Origin of the sequence: Alloprevotella sp. OH1205_COT-284 (assembly GCF_003859795.1) — a bacterium.
Taxonomy (GTDB): Bacteria; Bacteroidota; Bacteroidia; order Bacteroidales; family Bacteroidaceae; genus Alloprevotella.
Genome location: NZ_RQYI01000003.1, coordinates 69,689 through 90,596, shown reverse-complemented (window position 1 = coordinate 90,596; position 20,908 = coordinate 69,689). Strand labels below are relative to the sequence as shown.

At 51.2% G+C, this 20,908-nt stretch carries 12 protein-coding genes and 1 tRNA gene; 6 read left to right on the top strand and 7 right to left on the bottom strand.

Features of this window, described 5'->3' with window-relative positions; all coding sequences use genetic code 11:
- Window positions 1–566: 566 nt before the first annotated feature.
- The 5 genes from EII14_RS01880 to EII14_RS01860 all read right to left on the bottom strand — a co-directional run bounded on the left by EII14_RS01880 (window position 567) and on the right by EII14_RS01860 (window position 9,038).
- A complete protein-coding gene (locus EII14_RS01880) occupies window positions 567–2,729 on the bottom strand; it encodes a lipopolysaccharide assembly protein LapB (protein ID WP_124930873.1) in 2,163 nt (720 codons plus the stop codon).
- 6 nt (window positions 2,730–2,735) lie between these two features.
- A complete protein-coding gene (locus EII14_RS01875; RefSeq protein WP_124930872.1) occupies window positions 2,736–3,608 on the bottom strand; it encodes an ABC transporter substrate-binding protein in 873 nt (290 codons plus the stop codon).
- Window positions 3,609–3,687: 79 nt separating this feature from the next.
- Window positions 3,688–4,935, bottom strand: a complete 1,248-nt coding sequence (pgk, locus tag EII14_RS01870; protein ID WP_124930871.1) for a phosphoglycerate kinase — start codon at window positions 4,933–4,935, stop codon at window positions 3,688–3,690.
- A 208-nt stretch (window positions 4,936–5,143) separates the two neighbouring features.
- Window positions 5,144–8,452: an exodeoxyribonuclease V subunit beta gene (locus tag EII14_RS01865; RefSeq protein WP_124930870.1), complete on the bottom strand. Its 3,309-nt coding sequence runs from the start codon at window positions 8,450–8,452 to the stop codon at window positions 5,144–5,146.
- A 16-nt stretch (window positions 8,453–8,468) separates the two neighbouring features.
- Window positions 8,469–9,038, bottom strand: a complete 570-nt coding sequence (locus tag EII14_RS01860) for a hypothetical protein (RefSeq protein ID WP_124930869.1) — start codon at window positions 9,036–9,038, stop codon at window positions 8,469–8,471.
- A 289-nt stretch (window positions 9,039–9,327) separates the two neighbouring features.
- Here EII14_RS01860 and rpsA point away from each other — a divergent pair, with 289 nt between their 5' ends.
- The 3 genes from rpsA (at window position 9,328) to EII14_RS01845 (ending at window position 12,457) form a co-directional block, all read left to right on the top strand.
- A complete protein-coding gene (rpsA, locus tag EII14_RS01855; RefSeq protein ID WP_124930868.1) occupies window positions 9,328–11,115 on the top strand; it encodes a 30S ribosomal protein S1 in 1,788 nt (595 codons plus the stop codon).
- 808 nt (window positions 11,116–11,923) lie between these two features.
- On the top strand, window positions 11,924–12,304 hold the full coding sequence (locus EII14_RS01850) for a hypothetical protein (protein WP_124930867.1): 381 nt from the start codon (window positions 11,924–11,926) through the stop codon (window positions 12,302–12,304).
- Window positions 12,305–12,383: 79 nt separating this feature from the next.
- A tRNA-Thr gene (locus EII14_RS01845) sits at window positions 12,384–12,457 on the top strand.
- 240 nt (window positions 12,458–12,697) lie between these two features.
- On the opposite strand, the gene EII14_RS01840 is transcribed toward EII14_RS01845, so the two are convergent.
- Together EII14_RS01840 and EII14_RS01835 are read right to left on the bottom strand one after the other, a co-directional pair.
- Entirely contained in the window at window positions 12,698–13,360 is a 663-nt protein-coding gene (locus tag EII14_RS01840) for a B3/4 domain-containing protein (protein WP_124930866.1), read from the bottom strand.
- On the bottom strand, window positions 13,348–16,038 hold the full coding sequence (locus tag EII14_RS01835; protein WP_124930865.1) for a PD-(D/E)XK nuclease family protein: 2,691 nt from the start codon (window positions 16,036–16,038) through the stop codon (window positions 13,348–13,350). The genes EII14_RS01840 and EII14_RS01835 overlap by 13 nt, the downstream gene beginning before the upstream one ends.
- A 310-nt stretch (window positions 16,039–16,348) precedes the next feature.
- Here EII14_RS01835 and galE point away from each other — a divergent pair, with 310 nt between their 5' ends.
- From galE to recG, 3 genes are all read left to right on the top strand, one after another.
- Entirely contained in the window at window positions 16,349–17,389 is a 1,041-nt protein-coding gene (gene galE, locus EII14_RS01830; protein ID WP_124930864.1) for a UDP-glucose 4-epimerase GalE, read from the top strand.
- A gap of 92 nt (window positions 17,390–17,481) precedes the next feature.
- Window positions 17,482–18,666, top strand: a complete 1,185-nt coding sequence (nspC, locus tag EII14_RS01825) for a carboxynorspermidine decarboxylase (RefSeq protein ID WP_124930863.1) — start codon at window positions 17,482–17,484, stop codon at window positions 18,664–18,666.
- 90 nt (window positions 18,667–18,756) lie between these two features.
- Entirely contained in the window at window positions 18,757–20,856 is a 2,100-nt protein-coding gene (gene recG, locus EII14_RS01820) for an ATP-dependent DNA helicase RecG (protein ID WP_124930862.1), read from the top strand.
- Window positions 20,857–20,908: the final 52 nt, after the last annotated feature.

Sequence of the window (20,908 nt, the reverse complement as noted above, 5' to 3'; positions counted from 1 at the left end):
ATGTAGACAGATTTTCCGAAAACCTACACTGCCTACACGGACGGTTTCGGGCATCTGCATGCCTTCTCGAAACAAGGTGTAGGTTGCGACGACGAATGTAGTTTTTCTTCCGCATTGTATACATTCGCAACAGTCTGTATATCTACGGATTAACACCGAGAATGTAGACAATGTAGATAAAAAGAAGAAAAACTCCCGGTAGGAAGCCGAAAGTTGCTTTTTTTCGCTCAACATTGCCTCACCTTCTCTTCGGTTTGTCCCCATATATTTTTAATGCGTCGGAACGCATCTTACCCAAGGAGTAGAAAAAACAAAGTAACGAGTAGAAAAATCTATCAGTGACCTAAATTTCACAACTTCCTATCGGGTTCTCTTTTCAAGGATGCAACCTTTCGATTTTGTCGATGAAAATGTCCCTCTCCCCAAAGTGGTCTTTCCCCATTCGGAGGCAGTCGCGTCGGACTATCCGATCTGGCACAAAATCGAACGACAGAAGAAAAGGGCGATAGCGATGTTTCCTTTTCAAATCATCAGGGGCGTTCTGCCTTTCGACAGAGCGCAAACGCTCACAAACCACAATTCAACAAGTCGATCATCATGGGAAAGTCTTCTTCCGACAATCCCAGACGCAACAAGTAGGGTTTGCAATCCTCAAAAAGCTCTTTGGGAGCAAAATCCGTTTTCTTTTTTTCAAGATACTCCCGATACAAAGCCGTTGCCGTGGGCACATCGCCCGAAAGCCATGAATTATGGGCTGCATTGAAGAAATCGATGTCGGCAGGAGCGGACGACAACAATTTATCATACTCCGCCATTGATGCGGCAAAGTCACTCTGCATCATCAAGCACCAAGCCAATTGGCGCACCGCCTGAGGATGATTTTGGGAAAGGTAGATGACCTTTCGAAAGCGTTCGACGGCATCGGCATACAGCTCCACCAACAAGAAACATTCTCCCACTCGCAACAGCAAGTCGATCTCGTCGGGATGCTCCATTTCGAGGCGTATGAGGTGGATCAGCGCGTCTTCATAGCGTTTGAACTTCCACAGACAATCGGCAAAACGACGAACATTTTTCTCATCATCGTTGAGCAAAAGCAATTTCTCATAAGCCGAAACGGCCTCCTCTTCTTTCTCCTGCATTTCATAATTATAGGCTTGAAGAGCGAGGCTCAAAGCATTGTCGGGAATGTGTCGCATCAGTTGCTCGACGCGTTCATAATGGTTCAGGCGGAAACAGAAACCGGCCAAATCCAACAAGTTCTTTCCGTCTGAAAAGATGCTCGAAAAGACATCGTAATCGAGCAAAAAAATATTTCTTCCAAACGGATCTTCCTGCTCGTTGCGATACGCAAAGAGTTTGAAAAAACGATAGCAATCGTGAATATAAGCACGCAATTCGTCGGCCTCCCCGGCCTTCGGATTACCCTCTTCGTCTACCACTTCAAAACTCACCGCCGGGGTGCTTTGAGCATCGATAAAGTCGTGGCTCGCAGTTTGTTCCTGTTCAGTGGAAGCTTTGCCTGCCATATCGATAAACTTCAACAAAGCAAAGCGATCGGTATCGCAAAGTTTGTTTTTCAGCGCATTTTCCCACGAACGGCGTTTGACATGCGTCTTCGCCACTTCCGGATGCGAAAGAGAAAACGGACAAAACCAATTGGCCGCCACATTAAAAAAAGGAAGCCTTCGCACGACATGCCGAAAGGACGAGAATGTGGCATCAACCCCTCGCTGCTGCATTTCCAAAAAATCCGACAATCGATCCAACAATGCCTGCTGCGCTGCCTGCAAACCGGGACTTTCCCGCAACACACGTTCTATTTCTTCGACATCCGCTCCATTGATCTTCGGGAAATCAGCCGTATGTTTGAGAAGTTCGGGTACGATTTCTTCCTCCATGCGCTTGGCATAGCGGGGGGCTTCGAGTGCCGAGAGCAAAACTTTCTGCAAAACAAGCATTCGGGAGCGATAACGCTCCTCCCGAGAAAGCACCATGAGCTTTTCTCTTATGTCCGGATAGAAATCGAGAGGGGAATGCTTTCTTTCTCTTGCTTCGTCAAGCATCACATGGGCTGTTCCGTCGAAGTGCTCATGTGCAATCACGGCAAAAACCAAAGCGACCAATGCCCGGTCATAAAGCGCGACGGATACATCGCGCCGCAAAATGCTCATCAACCATTCAACCTGCCGTGCATCAAACGATGCTATCAGGCGGAGCATCACTCCCGAAATCAACGTGGCCTTCAAGGAGTCGTCGATCTCTTCCGTTTCCATAAAAGCATCGGCAGCTTCGAGTTCGGCCTCGCCCCAAACCGGAGAGACCCAAGCAGCCTCAAACAGCACACGATAGTCTTGCTCGCCGCCGCGCAACGCCTCGGACAACAAATGTTCCGCCTCTTCACTCCCCAACGCACGCCAAATATCGGCACGATGCTGATGACTGTGTTGCAACGTAAACTCCCGATGAATACGCTCCGAGAGCTCGTAAGTTTGACGCAAAAACATCAGTCTTTGTTGAAAACGCGACGGATCGGCAGCTCCTTGTTTGAGATAGGTGAGCAACATGGAATAGGCTTGCTTGATGTCAAACAGTTGCTGTTTGAACGCCCACGAACCCATATAAGAGAGCTGTCCCTCGACTGCGGCAAGCGCATCGAGCAAACGCTTCTCCCTTAGGGCGAGCAGCGCGTCTTCGCGAAGGGCAAGATAGGTGGCGGAGTGTATCATGAGATTTTACTTCACAGGTTGAAAATAAGGCAGACGGAGCGTATCGACCACATTTTCGGGCAGTCGATAAGTCTTGATCAATACGCTATCCAATGCCGACGAGGGTGCTGTGTTCAAGGCCTTGACCGACAGATTGTACACCTCTTTCAATCGCGCAACCTGCCGAGCCTTGCGGGCATGAGAAAGGCTGCTTTTCTTCACATAGAAAGCCACGGAATACTTACGGGAAGAGAAGGAAGACAACACGCGATGTCCGGAAACCGCAGCCAGCGTCCCCCACGGTTCGGGCAAAACGGCGGCATCGACCTGAGCGTTGTCGAGCATCTGATAGCGAAGACGATAGCTGTTGATTTGCGGTTGATATATATCATCGCTTCCCAACCGCAAACTGTCTTTGAGATGACTTGAAATGCGATCCGAAACGCTGTGGCGTGCAGCAGCCAAAGTGCGTCCTTTGAGTTGCTCTGTTTTTTTCAGACGCAACACGCCATTCACCACCAGCTGCCAACGGCCATCGGTCGGGATCAAAGCCACACAAGGTTGAAGAAGCCCCTTTTCGCGATGATGACGATAGCGATGAACGTCCGTCACTCCTCCGTCGAACACGTTTCCCATTAACGCCGTGTCGGCATCAAACTGCGATTGAAAGGTGCGAATATAAAGAGGAAGTTCGAGAGAATCGCACAGTCCGCTTTCCACAGCATAGTAGAACGGCAGGCAATCCATGGTGGGCAAACAGGCGATGCGCAACGACAAACTGTCATTGGCCGCCTTTCCATCGGCGTCGAGGGTTGTACTGTTTCGACAGCCTACCCATATCGAAACGCTCAAAAGGAGGAGTAAGACAAACGGGAAAAGACGCAAGTGTGATTGTTTCATAAGAAAAAAGTTATAGAGCTGCAAAAGCTCGAAGCCCCTCCAACTCTATAACTTGTATTGATAATGATATAAATTTCAATTATCCCTTGATGGCTGCAACGCCGGGGAGTGTTTTACCCTCAATGGCTTCGAGCAATGCACCGCCGCCGGTAGAAATGTAAGATACTTGATCGGCCATGCCGAACTTGTTGATGCAGGCCACGGAGTCGCCACCGCCGATGAGAGAGAAGGCACCATTCTTGGTGGCGACGGCAATGGCTTCGGCAATGGCTCTTGATCCACCGTCGAAATTGTCAAACTCGAACACGCCGGCAGGGCCGTTCCAAAGAATGGTCTTTGCGCTTTCAATGGCTGCGGCAAAAGCCTTGCGGCTTTCGGGTCCGGCATCGAGGCCTTCCCAACCGGCGGGGATCTCGCCTACGGGGAGCACTTGCGTGTTGCAATCATTTTTGAAATCATCGCCGGCCACGCAGTCTGTTCCCAAAACCAGATTTACACCCTTAGCTTTGGCTTTCTCTATAATGGAGAGGGCAAGATCCAACTTGTCTTCTTCGCAAATGGATTGGCCGACATTTCCGCCCAAAGCACGGGCAAAGGTGTAGGTCATGCCGCCGCAAAGAATAAGATTGTCCACCTTGTCCATCAGGTTTTCAATGATACCGATCTTGGTCGAAACTTTTGAGCCGCCCATGATGGCCGTGAAAGGACGCTTGATGTTGTTGAGGATATTATCGACGGCCGTCACTTCTTTTTCCATGAGGTAACCCAACATTTTGTGGTCTGCATCGAAATAATCGGCAATAACGGCCGTGGAAGCGTGTTTGCGATGTGCCGTTCCGAAAGCGTCCATCACATAGAAATCAGCATAAGAAGCCAAAGTCTTTGCAAATTCTTTTTGGCTTTCTTTCACCGCTTTGGCAGCTTCGGCATAGGCAGGATCGGCCTTATCGATACCGGCAGGCTTACCTTCTTCTTCGGGATAGAAACGAAGATTTTCGAGCAACAATACTTCGCCGGGTTTGAGAGCGGCGGCAGCTTCGGCGGCTTTCGCGCAATCGGGGGCAAAAGTCACGGGAGCATCGAGAGCGGTGGCCACGGCATCTTTGATTTGTCCCAACGAGAATTTGGGATTTACCTTGCCTTTGGGTTTGCCCATGTGGCTCATGATGATGAGCGAACCGCCATCGCTCAAAACTTTTTTAAGCGTGGGGAGCGCACCGCGAATGCGGGTGTCGTCGGTGATTTGTCCTTCTTCGTTGAGGGGCACATTGAAGTCTACGCGCACGATAGCCTTCTTGCCTGCGAAATTACAAGCGTCGATTGTCATAATGATTGAGAGTTATTGAGTTGTTGTGGTTGCTGTAAAAACAGTGAGGCGTTAGAGATTTTTCTGCGCCCATAACAGTATTGATAAGAAATGCTTTATCTTGTGGCAAAGTTACAAAAAACTTTCATTGTGTGGAAACTTTTCGATATTTTTCCCATTCACACCCGAACACTTTCAGCCCGCATTTCCAACCGGAAAGCACAGTTGTTCAGCAAGAGTCGAGTTCCACCTCTTCGATCTCTCCGTCGTAGACATACCACACATAGCCGCGCAAATGTTTATGCCCCATTCGACGAAGCAAATTGCAATATAAGCGTACTTGCCGGTGATAAGCGGGACGTGAGCGTCCGAATTTGAAATCGACCACCACCGTTTCGTCACCGCGCATCATGACGCGGTCGGGGCGTTGACAAAGATATGCACCGGTGGCGTCGCGGCTGAGAATGTTGCACTCCCGATAGAGTTTCCACGAACCGTCAAACCATTCGGCCGCCAAGGGGTGCAACATGGCGCGGCGAAGCCTTTCTATCGTTTCTTCACGCTGACGGGGTTCGAGAATTTGCCCTTCAAAAACAAACTCGCGCACCACACGCTCCAAGTCGCCGGCGTGCCCGATGTGTTCCATCATGCGGTGCAACAACTCTCCCTTGCGGCGCGCTTCATCCTGCCGCACTCGAAATTCGGCTTCCGGAGAGAGAGAAGTATTTTCGCCCTCTTCGTCTTCAAACAACGATGCACGAAAACGCCGTGCATCGGCCGACTGGCGAAATGAAATGCGCGCCTTTCGGGCAACGAAGTTCAACGACTCGGCAGTCGGTACAATATGGAGAGGATTTCGGTCTTTCGCCTTCACGCTGTCCGAATTTGGCTGAACTGCCTCCTGCAAATAAGCTGTGGAGGGGCTTCCGAGTTCGAGAACAATGCGGCAATCGTCGGTTTCGAGCAAAGAGAGATCGCCGTAGCCGGGCTTCAAGGTGCTGTCGGGAGCATACAAGCTCTCTTTCAACACATCGCGCATCGTTTTTCCTCCGCTGCGCGCAGGAGGGGAGGCGCAAGCGATGAGATTTTGCCGAGCACGCGTAAAAGCGACATACATGAGGTTGAGATTTTCGATGCGGCGATTGAGATGCTCCCGACGATAAGGTTGCTCATAAATACTGTTGGCCGCTCGTGCCGTCATCGGGATCGGAAGCAGCGGAATGGCATCAAAAGGCGACACTTCGGGATGAAGCCACAGAAGATCGTCGGCTCGGTCTTGCTCAACCGCCCATTCGCAATAGGGCAAAAAGACGCTGTGAAAAGCAAGACCTTTCGATTTGTGTATGGTCAGCATTCGCACGCCATCGACCTCTGTCGAGGGAATACTTTTGCGATGCAGCGTTTCGTCCCAATATTCCAAAAATCGCTTGATGTCGGCCACATTTTCGTCGAGGAAGACCAAAACGGCGTCCAAGAACGCATATAAATAAGGTGTCTGCCCCGTTTGCTCGTGCAAACGAAAGATGCGGATAAGCCGTTCCACGAGTTCGTAGAACGGAAGATTGTCAAATTGTCGGGCGTCCCACTCTTCAAACAAATTCTGCAAAGCCTCCACTCCGCCCTCGGAAATTCGTTTTTGCAAATAGGCCTTCGCGATGCCATCGTCACGACGAACGATATAGCGCAGAGCATGAACAAGCGTCTGCACCGCCGGCGAGGAAGAGAGTAAAAATGCTTCGTCGGAAACAAGGGGGATGTCTTTCAAAACCGAGTCGGTCTCGAAATATTTGAGGATGCGTTGCACCTCGGAGTTTCGCCTCACCAAAATCGCCATTTCCTCATAGGGTACACCGGCAGCGCGCAGCCGCAGAATCTGTTCTCCGAGTTCGCGCTCGGCCGAAAACTCCGCACCATCGGCACGCTCCTCCGAACCACTCTTTTTCTCGGCAACACAAATGCGCACAAAGCCTCCTTTCTTTCGAAATTGCTGATGCACTTCCTCTTGTGCATACAGCATTTCGAGTTCCCCTTTTGTGGAAGATTCGGCTGTTTCCCTCTCATCGGCAGAAAGAGCCTTTGCTGCTTCGACAAACAAGCGGTTGTTAAACTCGACAATCACGCGGCCACTCCGAAAGTTGCTATCCAAATGTTTCACTTCGGTCAGATCGTCGGTTCGGATTTCGGCCAAGGCCGTCCAATCGCCGCCGCGCCAGCGATAAATGCCCTGCTTCACATCGCCCACAAGCATACAACTGTTGCCCTGAGAGATGTTTTCGACAAGGAGGTTGCGGAGATTTTTCCACTGCAAGGTGGAAGTGTCCTGAAACTCGTCGATCATGACATGGCGAAACTGCGTTCCGGCGCGCTCAAACACAAAAGAGGCTTCATTGCCGGTCACCATTTTAGCAAACAACAAAGGTGTGTGTGCAAGCATGAAAGCATTGTTCTCGCGATTGATTTCGACCACCTCACGATCGATCACATCGAGCAACCGAAGCGGATTGAGATGCCTCAAACTGAGATCACAGGAATTGATTTGTCGCAAAGCCGCAGGAATGGTTTCCAACAAGAGGCGAAGACGACGGCTCACCTCTTCATACCACCCGTCCAAATCGTTGCCTTTATCTCCTTTCTTCTTCATCTTCTGCGGATTTTCCGCCCAATCCTTCACCGTGGCCGAAGGTTGCGACTCCTTGTTGAAGTCTTTGAACGTCCATTCGGCAAAGCGTGCAATAAAGGGTCGGCCGCGGTTTTCTCCATAGCTGATGGCCGCATAGCCGGCGGTTTGACAGATAAAATCATCTAGTTCACGCGCCTGACGGCTCAAAAGTTCTTGTTGCTCTTTTTTGATGACATTGAGCGTTTTTCGGTAATTGCCTACGGTGACATTGTTGAGCGGCAGATTGCGCAGGCTGTCGCCATAAATCAGATAAGGCTCTTTGAGCAACTCCTGCGAGAGTTTTTTGAGCGGGCTCGTGACGTTCCAGTTTTCGTCGGCCTCATGACGCTCTTCGATGTAATCGGTGACCCAATCGAGCACGTCGCTCCCGTGACGCAAAGCCCTCAACATGCGATCGACTCCTTTTCCCAACACATCGCCATCGTTGAGATCGACTTTGAAACCGGCCGAAAGTCCCAATTCATGAGCCAGATTGGTGAGCAATGATTGAAAAAACGAGTCAATGGTCGTTACGTGAAAAAAGTCGTAGCCATGAATGATCTGCAACAAAGAACGCCCGGCGCGTTCGCGAATTTGACGGTCGGTGACATGAGGACGCACCCGACACCGAACGGCTTGAAAAAAGCCATCGTCGAAATCGCCGTCGCGAGAAAGCTCATAAAGATATTGAAGGATACGCTCCTTCATCTCGGTCGTGGCTTTTTTTGTGAAAGTAATGGCCAGTTGATGACGATGCGGCGCATCGCCCGCCTCATAGTCGTTGATGAGATTGGCTATAAACTCCGCCGCAAGGGTAAAGGTCTTTCCCGCACCGGCCGAAGCCTTGTATACGTGTATCAGTTTCGCTCTCTCCGGCATGATTGTGTGATCATCTTTATTTCAAAACTACCCTACTCCTCTGTTTGCTGTGCGGCTTTTCCTTTCTTTCTCCCCGGTCTTTCCGTTGCGAGGAAGTGTAGATGTGCTTTTCTCTACCCACCGCCACAAGGCTGTCGGTCGAAAGATGCAAGACGTTGACGGTATCGGGCGCATTTTCGGGATTTAGGATAAGCCGGGCGTTGAGCACTCTGTATTTTTTCGTAAACCTTTCAACCTGCGTGACATTGATGGCTACTCCCAAAGACTCTCCGTCATCGGTGGTTGTCATGACAAATTTATCGCCCGGAGCAACATCTCCGTAAATCTCCCCATCCGTGCCGTCGTTGCGAGTACGCACCACCTGCACGCTGCGTCCGTCTTCGGTGGTAATGGCAAAAGTGCTCATGCCGAAATCTTCATTGGCAATGCCGCAAATCGAACTGTCGGCCTCCGCTTTCGTCACAACGGGCGTGGGAGAAACGGAAGATTTGGGAGTTGTTTTTTTATCTTTACAGCCCTGCAACGAAAACAACATTCCGCTCATCAAGATGAGAGAGGCTAAAAACCTAAAAATGATTTTCTTCATATCAAAAAGGATTATAGTTTGCAGCGAATTTACACAAAAATTGTCATCCTCACTCTCGAATACATGGGAAATCTCTCATTTTCTTACAAATAAAGCGGATAAAACAATTGCTTTACAAAAAAACTTCGTAAATTCGCACCCGACCTCATTCGGTTTTCTCTCCGAAAACAGGTTCCGACGCGTCTGCGAGACAAAGGGCGCAGCCCTTCTTTCTCCACCATGGGACACCCTCATGCCGCACACCGTCGGTTTCTCTTTATTCACTTTATTTATTAACTAACTAACATTAATGGAGAATTTCAAAAACGTTGCTCCTTTGGCCGATTTCGACTGGGACGCATTTGAAAAAGGCACTGTTGCCGGTGGCGAAAGCCACGAAAAACTTGTCGCTGCTTACGACCAAACCCTCAACAACGTACACGAACACGAAGTGGCCGAGGGCGTTGTGACCAACATCACCAAGCGTGAAGTCGTGGTTCGCATCGGTTCCAAGAGCGACGGTATCATTCCCGTAAGCGAATTCCGCTACAACCCCGAACTCGCCATTGGTGACACCGTTGAGGTTTACATCGAAAACCTCGAAGACAAAAAGGGACAACTCGTTCTTTCTCACAAGAAGGCTCGCGCCAGCAAATCTTGGGAGCGCATCAACGAAGCCCTCGAAAACAAGGAAATCATCAAAGGTTTCATCAAATGCCGCACCAAAGGCGGCATGATCGTCGATGTGTTCGGCATCGAGGCTTTCCTCCCCGGTTCCCAAATCGACGTGAAGCCCATTCGCGACTACGACGTATTTGTAGGTAAGACCATGGAATTCCAAGTGGTTAAAATCAACCAAGAATACAAGAACGTCGTTGTCAGCCACAAAGCCCTCATCGAAGCCGAACTCGAAGCTCAAAAGCAAGAGATCATCAGCAAGCTCGAAAAGGGTCAAGTGCTCGAAGGCACTGTCAAGAACATCACCAACTACGGTGTGTTTATCGACCTCGGCGGTGTCGATGGCCTCGTGCATATCACCGACCTATCTTGGGGACGTGTCAATAACCCTCGCGAAGTCGTGCAAGACGACCAGAAGCTCAACGTCGTTATCCTCGACTTCGACGAAGAGAAGAAGCGCATCGCCCTCGGTATCAAACAACTCACTCCTCATCCTTGGGACGCTCTCGACAGCGAACTCAAAGTGGGCGACAAAGTTAAAGGCCGCGTAGTGGTAATGGCCGACTACGGAGCATTCGTAGAAATCGCTCCCGGCGTCGAAGGTCTTATCCACGTTTCCGAAATGTCTTGGAGCCAACACCTCCGCTCTGCTCAGGACTTCCTCAAAGTGGGCGACGAAATCGAAGCTGTAATACTTACTCTTGATCGCTCCGACCGCAAGATGAGCCTCGGCATCAAGCAACTCAAAGAAGATCCTTGGGCAAATATCGAAGAGAAATATCCCGTGGGTTCTCAACACAGCGCACGCGTTCGCAACTTCACCAACTTCGGTGTGTTCGTAGAACTCGAAGAAGGCGTTGATGGCCTCATCCACATCTCCGACCTCTCTTGGACGAAGAAGGTGAAACACCCCAGCGAGTTTACTCAAATCGGCGTTCAGATCGACGTGAAAGTCCTCGAAATCGACAAGGACAACCGTCGCCTCAGCCTCGGTCACAAGCAGCTCGAAGAAAATCCTTGGGATGTATTTGAAACTATCTTCACCGAAGGTTCCGTTCACGAAGGAACCATCACCGACCTTCACGAAAAGGGTGCCGTTGTTCAACTCCAATACGGTGTTGAAGGCTTCGCCACTCCCAAACATCTCGTGAAAGAAGACGGTTCGAAAGCCGTTCAAGGCGAAAAAATCGAATTCAAAGTCATCGAGTTCAACAAAGACAGCAAGCGCATCATCCTCTCTCACAGCCGCACGTTTGAAGACGCCACTCGCGCCGAAGCTCGTGCCGAGAAGAAGCCTCGCCGCTCTGCCGCTCCTCGCAAGGAAGAAACGGCTGCCATCCAAAACCAAGCAGCTGCCACCACCCTCGGCGACAACGACGCTCTCGCTGCACTCAAAGCCATGATGGAAAAGGGCGAATAAACAAAAGCCCGAACCTCATAACACGTTCAAGGCGTGCGACCTCCAAAGGTTTGCACGCCTTTCTTTTTCCCATCGGAGCCAAAATCCCACAATCGATGACGAAAAAGCCGCAGCGACAACCGCAATATCCCCTATCGTGACGCCGCCCTCATGCCCAAGAAACATGTCAAATTTGCTCATCGGGCAGTCGGACATTACCGGAAATTTTGAAAAAGGAGCAGGCTTGGGGTTGGCATTTTCCAATACGCAAACCCCTCCCCCGAACCGTCTTGACAGCACTTGGCATCTCCTCACGTTTCTCTATGGAGCAACTTCAAACAAGAAAAATGCTTTGCCCCCGAAACCGGAAATCTTTTTGCCGGACACCAATTATAGTATTTCCGCCGCTGTCAGAAATCGAAAAACATCGGACAGAAAAGAAACTACCTCCAAGGTGGGAAGTTTTACCTTGGAGGCAGTTTTTCACATCTCAAAGGTAAGGCAATCTATCTCCCACCGAAGCGAAAAATCCGTTCCCCTCGCGCGCACGCGCGTACCCTTGTTATTACTTTTTGCCTTCACTGCCTTCGCAAAACGAATTAAAACACTGAATATCAAATTTATATGCGCGAAGGCAAAGTGAAGGCAAAATATCAAACCCATTCACAACACACTGAAAATCAAACCCTTGTATCGTAATTTTGCTTTCACCACCTCGAAAACAGGCCGTTTTCGACTCGCCATGGCGGAAGCAAGTGAAAGCAAAACCTTGTTTTTGCCTTCACCGTTATAAACTGATATTCAAGAAATTAAAAATCCCACAATCGTCTTGCCTTCACTTTGCCTTCGTTCATACGAAATTGACATTCAAGACAATAGTCGTTTTAGCGGAGGCAAAACGGCAAAAAACAAAAATATAGGGGGAAAAGCGTCTGAAAAGGGCGGTTTCATCGAAGGCGGGACGAAGGCGGAAGCGGAAGCAGGTGAAGGAACACTTTCTTTTCGTCCGAGCACAATTCTTTTCGTTCAAAAATGCACGTTGAACCATCTTATCGACTCCATTTCCGAGAAAAAGTTCTTAAAATATCCCCAACTACAATTATTCTCGTCAGAAAAGCCTCCGATAATTTTGTCATTTCAAAAAAAAGCCATTCCTTTGCACTCGGAAATGCAACACATTTCTCCACATGGGAAAGTGCTACACGGCTAGCTCCTTTCGAATCCTCCAGGGCTTGATCGCAGCAAAGGTAGTTAGTTGTAGCAGCGCGATGTGGTCAGCTTTCCCACCCGCCTCTTTAGCTCAGTTGGCCAGAGCACGTGATTTGTAATCTCGGGGTCGTTGGTTCGAATCCGACAAGAGGCTCAAAAAACTCGCATTAAACGAAATGTTTGATGCGAGTTTTTTTTGTGAGTCCTCTCTCTTTTTCTCCGCTTTCCCTTCACATCGTCTTCTTTCGGGTCAGCGGACTTTGCGATCGGAAACGATTTGGTCGGCAAAACTAAGTTGGGAGCGGGGGAAGATTTTCATAGGGCAAAGATACAAAAGAATTGACAAAATAAAAAAAAGGAGTAGTTTTGCAGCAACCTCAAATTTCTGCTCCGCTCAAAACCACACCACTCTTTCGTTTGCGCCCTGAGCATACCGCCGCAGCAGATCGAGAGCATGGCAGAGTGCTTTTTCCATCTCTTGGCGACAGCCGTCGTAGCCGTTGATGATGAAGAGCAATCTTTTCGTTTCTTGTGTGAGCATCGTTCGCGTACTGTCGCTTGTGGGAGAAGCGATGCCGCCTTTCTCATCGCGATACACCGGCAACCCTTCAATATTGAGCATTCCACGTCCGATAGCTTCGTAAGGTTCATTGCTCCGCCCGATGCCGAGCAACACGTTGCCCTCCACCTTGTCGGCATCGAGCAAACCGGTGGGATAGCCGAAAGCAAGCGAAACGAGATTGCCCAAATCGACCAACGTATCAACGCTGTACAGCTCTTTGCCTTGCAGCAGGCGGCGTGCCAATTGCTCTCCGGCGGGACGATAGCGCGAGGGGTCTTTGCCGCAAGCCTTGTAGGCGGCACGCGTGGCGGCTATGGCCGATTGCATTTTCAAACTGTCGGGAGTATGGCGAACACGCAGATCGCGACCACACTCTTCCAACTCACGCCACAATTCGGGAGAAGTGGGCGAATTGATGACGTCGGCTTCGATAAATACACCGACAAAAGAAGGAACAAGGAGCTTAAACTCCGAACTTCGGGCTATTGATAACATAAAGAAAAATACTTACACGTCTTACACACATTCGGTTCGTCTTCAATGGGAGTGAAGTCGGTGGAGGGATCGAAAATTTCTGCCACCAAGGCAGAGAGTTTTTCCTTAAACTCCGGCAATTCATGCTCAAAATCGAGTATCGGCTGTTTTGCCACCTCGATATAGGGCGAATAATCTTTCTGACGGGCATGATTGACAAAGAAAAGTGCAGGTGCGAGCGGATGCGCAGGCAACCCTTCGGCCTCGGTCATCATCTGCGAATAAATGAATGTTTGCAGCATATAGTGCTTTTGTTTTCCGCCTCGGATTTCAAACACTTCTTCAATGCTTTTTGCACTTTCCACCTTTCCGCCCGTTTTGTAGTCTACGATGCGCAGGAGCTTTCCCGCTTCGTGCTCCACGATGTCGATCCGGTCGATCACGCCGCCTATTTCGACGGAGTCGATTGCCGAAGATTTCGGCAAAGCGAGCCTCATCGACGCCGAACGCTCGGTGCCCACGATCCGAAAAGTGCCGAGTTTTCTGTCATGTTCCAACAAAGATCGAAGATACATCTCGACAACATTGGCTTCGAGAATCTGATAATCTACCTCAGCCGTCAAAAAAGCATGGCGGATGTAGTGCTGCAAACGTTCGGAATCTTTGGAGAGCAATGCCAATTCGCCCGGTTCGACCCAACCCTCTTTTTCTTTCAAAAAATCTTGATAAATCTGTTCGGCGGCATTGTGAAAGATCGTACCGAGCGTGTTGGGCTGGATGTCGTCTTTATCGGGAGTCGGCTCGCGAAATTTGGCAACATACTGATAGTAGAACAACAACTGACAGCGCAAATACGTATTGACAGCCGAAGGCGACAGATAGGGAATGCCGGGGTGGCGACGATGCTTGGAGGAGGAAGTGAGCAAATCCGGCAGATGAGGAGGTTTCTCCACGGGTCGCGGGTTGGTGATTTTGGTTTCCTGCCACGTAGTCAGCACCAAGTGTCGGATCGGCAATTTGCTCTCGACCATGAGCTGCGTCATGAAACGCGACATCTCGCCTTGCACCATGCCTTCGGACGAGGAGTTGTAGAGCAGTCTGAGTTTGCGGGCACGTTGAATGAGCCGATAGAAATAATAAGCATAGACGGCCGTTCGGCGTTCGGGCGTGGTGAGTTCGAAAGCTCTCCGCAAAACATAGGGTATGAACGAGTTGTCGCTGTTTTTCTGCGGCAAAACGCCTTCATTGACCGAAAGCATCACAATGTTTTCAAAGTCCAAGCAACGGGTTTCCAACACTCCCATCACTTGCAGTCCCACGGCAGGTTCTCCTTGAAAGGGAATGGTGGTTTGGCGCATGATTTGTCGCACAACGCGACGCAGCACAACCGTGTTCAAATTCAGCCGTCCACTCTCGGCAATGCTCCAAAGACGATTGAGCAAACCCGACATCAGGTAGCACCCTTCCGATTGCAACACCTGCTCAAAGCCCTCTTCCGAAAAATCTTCGCTCTCCGAGAGCAAACGCGCCTGTTCATTGACAAGCCCAATCAGGTCGTCGAGCATTTCGATTATGGAAAGCGGATGCTTTCGGCGTTCGAAATCGGCGAAACGCCGTTCCACCAAGGTGGCCGCCTCGGTGTGCGAAAGCGGAAAACCCTTTGTGACATTCACCTCCGTCACATTGTCGGGCAAAGCGTGCAAAAGAGGTTGAAGAATATTTTCGTTGCAAAGCACTACGGCCGTCCGTTTCGGATCGGCGGTGAGATTCTCACTCAACCACGTCCCCACGCTTTGTGCCTGCACCACTTCGGTGGAGGCCGCCACCATTTCCACGCACTCAATGTGTCGGAGGTTGTCGAAATGTTCTCCCGACAGTTCGTTGCCGAAACGGAGCAGATTTTCTTTCAAAAACATTCCCGCTTCAAAGTGACTTTCTCCGCTCGTTGGAGCATAAAATTCATCGTAGTCCCAATAGAATACGGCTTTCTCCTTTTTTTTCAGCCAAGCAAACAGCTCTCGCTCCACCTTGTCGAGCACGTTGAAGCCGACAAACACATAGCGTTCGGTCATCTCCTCCGGCTCGACTTCCCCTTTCTTCAAGGCTTCCACGACGCTGCGATACAAAGCCCCTTCGTAGGCCAGCCCCTCTGCGGAGAGTTCGGCATTGAGTCCTTCATACAAGGGGAGCAAGATCTCCCAAAGGCGTCTGAACTTCTCACGCAATTCACTCCGCTGTTCGAGAGAGAAATCGGCAAAAAAGGTTTTCAACACCTCCACTTGTTCTTCTGTCAGAAAGTCCGTTCCCTCCAAGTTTTTAATATCGTTGAGATTTTGAAAAAGCGACGACGCATCGGCCATGCTTTTGTCCACATCGTCGAAATCGGCCAACAGACGCTCCGCCCAGCCATAAAACAAATCCAACGAGATATTGTCACCCGTCAAAGCCACATAGCGATGATACAAACGACAGGCCGTGTCTATGGGGTCGTTGATCGACAGGGGCGAGAAACTCCGAAAGAGTCTGTTGATCGTCGTATAACGCGGTGCCCAAATCGGCATATCACTTTCTCCGTCAAGCAGATATTCGTTCATAAACAGTTCTGCTCTCTTATTGGGAAACACCACCACCAATCGGTTCAGATCCCGACCATACTTTTGCAACAGATCCTGCGCCACCAGTTGAAGGAATGCGTTCATGCTCAAAACTTTTGTAAAAATACAAGAGCAAATTTAAGATTTTCGAGGCAACCGACCAACTTGCTTTTCCTTTTTCTGCCGTATTCTTTCGTGCCTCATCGGTTTCTCCGTCTTTCTCTGTCTTTTCGTTTCAAGAAACTCTTTTTCTCTTCTCTTTCCGTTCTTCTCGTTTCACAGCGGACAGCTCCTCAAAAGCATGTGTTGAAAATCTCGCCAATCGTTAAAATAATTCATCATTTTGCGAAGCGTGAACGAAAAAAAAATTGTACCTTTGCCCCATATTCAAGTCAATATCAAATTTCCAAGAAAAATGAAAAAAACCATTCTCGTGACCGGCGGAACGGGCTTCATCGGCTCTCACACCACGGTCGAACTTCAAGCTGCCGGCTATGAAGTTGTCATCATCGACAATCTGAGTAACTCCAAAGCAGAAGTGATCGACGGCATAGAGAAAATCAGCGGTGTCCGTCCGGCTTTCGAGCAAGTGGACTGCTGTGATCTTCCGGCTTTGGAAGGCGTTTTCAAAAAATATCCCGCCATCGAGGGAATCATTCATTTTGCTGCTTCCAAAGCGGTGGGCGAATCTGTGGAACAACCGCTCAAATACTATGAGAACAACCTCGTCAGCCTCATCAACCTGCTAAAACTAATGCCCAAATATGAGGTGAAAGGCATCATTTTCTCATCTTCCTGCACCGTCTACGGACAACCCGATGCCGAATGGCTTCCCGTGAGCGAAGACGCCCCCATCAAAAAAGCAGAATCTCCCTATGGCAACACCAAGCAGGTGAACGAAGAAATCATTCAAGATTTCGTGGCCAGCGGTGCTCCCATATCGGCAATCATCTTGCGCTACTTCAACCCCATCGGTGCCCACCCCACGGCGCTCATTGGCGAAGTGCCCAACGGAACTCCCGCCAACCTCATCCCCTATCTCACCCAAACGGCCATTGGCATTCGCGAGCAACTCGCTGTCTTCGGCGACGACTATGACACCCCCGACGGCTCCTGCATTCGCGACTTCATCTATGTCGTAGATCTCGCCAAGGCACACGTTTGCGCCATGGAGCGCATCGTCAAAGGCGAAAACACCGATCCCGTCGAAGTGTTCAATGTCGGAACGGGAAACGGCGTGAGCGTATTCGAACTCATCAACACCTTTGAAAAGTGTACCGGCGTCAAGCTCAACTACAAGGTTTCGCCTCGTCGCCCCGGCGACATCGAAAAGGTTTGGGGCAACGTCGACAAAGCCAACAAGGTGCTCGGTTGGAAAGCCGTCCACACGTTGGAAGACTCGCTCTCGACCGCATGGAAATGGCAACAAAAGTTGCGCGAAGACGGCATCATGTAAGCCGCGCCCTTTTCTCCCTACACTGCGCCCCTGAGCATCGTGCTCAGGGGCGTAGAAGTTAAAGCCCCAGTCGTATCTCCCTTTCTCTCCCCATGTCACAACTCTACCCCACCGCCCCCTCTCCGGCCTATATCCTAGACGAACGCCTCTTGCGTCGCAACCTCACGCTCATCCGTCGGATCGCCGAACGCGCCGGCGTCGAATTCATTTTGGCTTTCAAGGCTTTTGCCCAATGGAAGACGTTTCCCATCTTTCGCGAATATATCTCCCACACCACAGCCTCTTCGCCCTACGAAGCACGGTTGGCCTTGGAGGAATTCGGCAGCCGCGCCCACACCTACACGCCGGCCTATGAGGAAGAAACCTTCGATGAAATGATGCGCTGCTCTTCGCACATCACTTTCAATTCGCTCTCGCAATACGAACGTTTCTACCCCCGCATACGGCAATGGAACGCCACCCACAAGGCCGACGAACGGATAGAATGCGGTTTGCGCGTCAATCCCGAATATTCCGAAATCGAAACAGCCCTCTACGATCCCTGTGCCCCCGGATCGCGCTTCGGCATCCTCGCCAAGGATCTGCCCCCCACCCTTCCCGAAGGCATCAGCGGTTTTCACATCCACAACCACTGCGAGAGCAGCAGTTTCGCCTTCGAACACACGCTCGAACACGTTGAGGCGAAATTCAGCGCATGGCTCGACCGCTTGGAGTGGATCAATTTCGGCGGAGGGCATCTCGTCACACGCAGCGACTACGACACCGAGCACCTCATCGGAATTCTCCGAGACTTCCGTCGCCGCCATCCGCACCCGAAGGTCATTCTCGAACCCGGCAGTGCCTTTGCTTGGCAAACGGGCGTTTTGGTGGCACGTGTGGTCGACATCGTGACCAATGCCGGTGTAAAAACGGCGCTTTTCAATGCCTCTTTCACCTGCCACATGCCCGACTGTTTGGAAATGCCCTATCACCCCACCGTTCGCGGTGCGGAAACGCTCTGCGACGGCGACGAAATCGGCCACGAAACCGACCGTTGCGTCTATCGCCTCGGCGGAAACAGCTGTCTGAGCGGCGACTATATGGGCTATTGGCGTTTTCAGACTCCGCTGAGCGTGGGCGACGAATTGGTGTTTGAAGACATGATTCACTACACCACCGTGAAGACCAACATGTTCAACGGCATCCACCATCCCGCCCTCTGTCTGCTCCACGCCGACGAGACGCTCGAAGTGCTCCGAGAATATCGCTACGAAGACTATCGCGACCGCATGAACTGATCTTCTTCCGAACCTCGAACGCGACACCCTCTACCCCTCTACCGAACAAACGGGCAGTTGCTCCTGCAACAAACCGCGCGACTCCTCACCATGAACAGCTATCTCGACCAAGACATCACCTATCTCAAAGGCGTAGGGTCGGTGCGCGCCAAACTGCTCGCATCGGAACTCGGCGTGCGTACCGTCGACGACTTGCTCAACACCTATCCCTTCCGCCATGAAGACCGCACAAAGATACACCGCATCTGCGATCTCACCGAGGGAATGCAGCACGTGCAACTGCGCGGACGCATCGTCAATTTCCAGAAACTCGGCGAAGGGCCGAAGCGTCGCCTCGTGGCCGCTTTCAGCGACGGAACGGGGTTCATTCAGCTGGTGTGGTTTCGCTTGTCGAAATATCTCGAAACAGCCTACAAGGTGGGCGTGGACTATCAGCTCTTCGGCGAGCCCAAGCCTTTCGGAAATCACCTCTCCATCGCACACCCGGAGCTGGAAGAACTCGAAAAGGTGAAAAACAGACCTCTGTTGCGCATGCAGCCCGTTTATCACTCCACCGAGCGACTCGACAAGGCACACATCACCTCGCGCACGATCAACGAACTTGTGGCCAACGCCTTGGAGAAACTCTCCGCTCCCCTGCCCGAAACCCTCACGCCCGAATTGATGCGCGAACACGAACTCGTCAGTCGCGACCGCGCCATTCGCGACCTGCACTTCTCGCAAAACGCACAAGATGTGGCGGCGGCGCGCCGACGATTGAAGTTCGAGGAGCTCTTTTTTCTCCAACTCTCCATCCTGCAATACACCAAAAACCGCAAAATCACTTATGCCGGGTGGCCGTTTCTCAAAGTGGGCAGCCAGTTCAACGACTTCTACCGCCACCACCTTCCCTTCCGCCTCACCGAGGCGCAAAAGAGGGTCATCAAGGAGGTGCATGCCGATCTCAAAAGCGGACGACAGATGAACCGCCTCTTGCAGGGCGACGTAGGATCGGGAAAGACCATGGTCGCCACACTTGTTGCCCTCCTCGCCCTCGACAACGGATTTCAGGCTTGCATCATGGCACCCACCGAAATCCTCGCCGAACAGCATTTCAAAGGCATCTCCTCGCAACTCTCGCCACTCGGCCTGCGCGTCGAGCTACTCACGGGCAACGTCAAAGGCCGACGGCGAAAAACGATATTGGAGGGCATCGCCAACGGCGAAGTTCAAATCACCGTCGGCACTCATGCCCTCATCGAACCTACCGTTGCTTTTCTCAATCTCGGCCTTGTCGTCATCGACGAACAGCACCGTTTCGGCGTGAAACAGCGCGCCGCCTTGTGGCAAAAGAACTCGCGACCGCCGCACATCCTCGTCATGACCGCCACCCCCATACCGCGCACGCTTGCCATGACCGTCTACGGAGATCTGGACGTGAGCGTCATCGACCAGCTTCCGCCCGGGCGCAAACCGATCGTGACCAAACACTTCCGCTCCACACAGCGGCAACAACTCTACAATGGGGTGGAAAGCGAACTGCGCAAGGGGCGGCAGGTCTACTTCGTTTATCCCCTCATCGACGAAAACGAAAATCTCGACCTGCTCGCTCTCGAACAGGGCTTCGAAGCCGTTTCGGAAGCCTTCGCCCCATGGAAAGTGGGTAAAGTGCACGGACGCATGAAACCGGCCGAAAAGGAAGAAGCCATGAGAGCCTTTTCGGCAGGCGAGATCCAAATTTTGGTATCGACCACGGTGATCGAGGTGGGCGTAAACGTGCCGAACGCTTCGGTGATGGTGGTCGAAAATGCCGAACGCTTCGGGCTGGCTCAGCTCCATCAGTTGCGCGGACGCGTGGGACGCGGAGCGGAACAAAGCTACTGCATTCTCGTCACAAAAGACAACCTTTCCGACAACACGCGCCAACGCATGGAAATCATGGTCGATACCAACGACGGATTTGTCATCGCCGAAGCCGACATGAAATTTCGCGGCCCCGGCGATCTCGAAGGAACGGCGCAAAGCGGATTGCCGTTCGACTTGAAAATAGCCCACCTCATCGGAGACGCCGCCCTGATGAGCGAAGCGCGAGAAGCGGCAGCACGCATCATCGAGGCCGATCCCTCCGAAAACGACAATCGTTTCGCCGTCCTATGGTCGCAACTGCATCGCCTGCGCCGGGAACAGCAAAACTTTTCGTCGATCTCTTGAAAAACACGCATCCGTCCCTCCCCCTCCATCGCGACCGCATACACGAAGGAGG

Excerpts from the sequence above, each read along its gene's own strand:
- EII14_RS01880 (WP_124930873.1), bottom strand. The coding sequence starts at position 2,729 with ATGATACACTCCGCCACCTATCTTGCCCTTCGCGAAGACGCGCTGCTC.
- EII14_RS01875 (WP_124930872.1), bottom strand. The coding sequence starts at position 3,608 with ATGAAACAATCACACTTGCGTCTTTTCCCGTTTGTCTTACTCCTCCTT.
- pgk (WP_124930871.1), bottom strand. The coding sequence starts at position 4,935 with ATGACAATCGACGCTTGTAATTTCGCAGGCAAGAAGGCTATCGTGCGC.
- EII14_RS01865 (WP_124930870.1), bottom strand. The coding sequence starts at position 8,452 with ATGCCGGAGAGAGCGAAACTGATACACGTATACAAGGCTTCGGCCGGT.
- EII14_RS01860 (WP_124930869.1), bottom strand. The coding sequence starts at position 9,038 with ATGAAGAAAATCATTTTTAGGTTTTTAGCCTCTCTCATCTTGATGAGC.
- rpsA (WP_124930868.1), top strand. The coding sequence starts at position 9,328 with ATGGAGAATTTCAAAAACGTTGCTCCTTTGGCCGATTTCGACTGGGAC.
- EII14_RS01840 (WP_124930866.1), bottom strand. The coding sequence starts at position 13,360 with ATGTTATCAATAGCCCGAAGTTCGGAGTTTAAGCTCCTTGTTCCTTCT.
- EII14_RS01835 (WP_124930865.1), bottom strand. The coding sequence starts at position 16,038 with ATGAACGCATTCCTTCAACTGGTGGCGCAGGATCTGTTGCAAAAGTAT.
- galE (WP_124930864.1), top strand. The coding sequence starts at position 16,349 with ATGAAAAAAACCATTCTCGTGACCGGCGGAACGGGCTTCATCGGCTCT.
- nspC (WP_124930863.1), top strand. The coding sequence starts at position 17,482 with ATGTCACAACTCTACCCCACCGCCCCCTCTCCGGCCTATATCCTAGAC.
- recG (WP_124930862.1), top strand. The coding sequence starts at position 18,757 with ATGAACAGCTATCTCGACCAAGACATCACCTATCTCAAAGGCGTAGGG.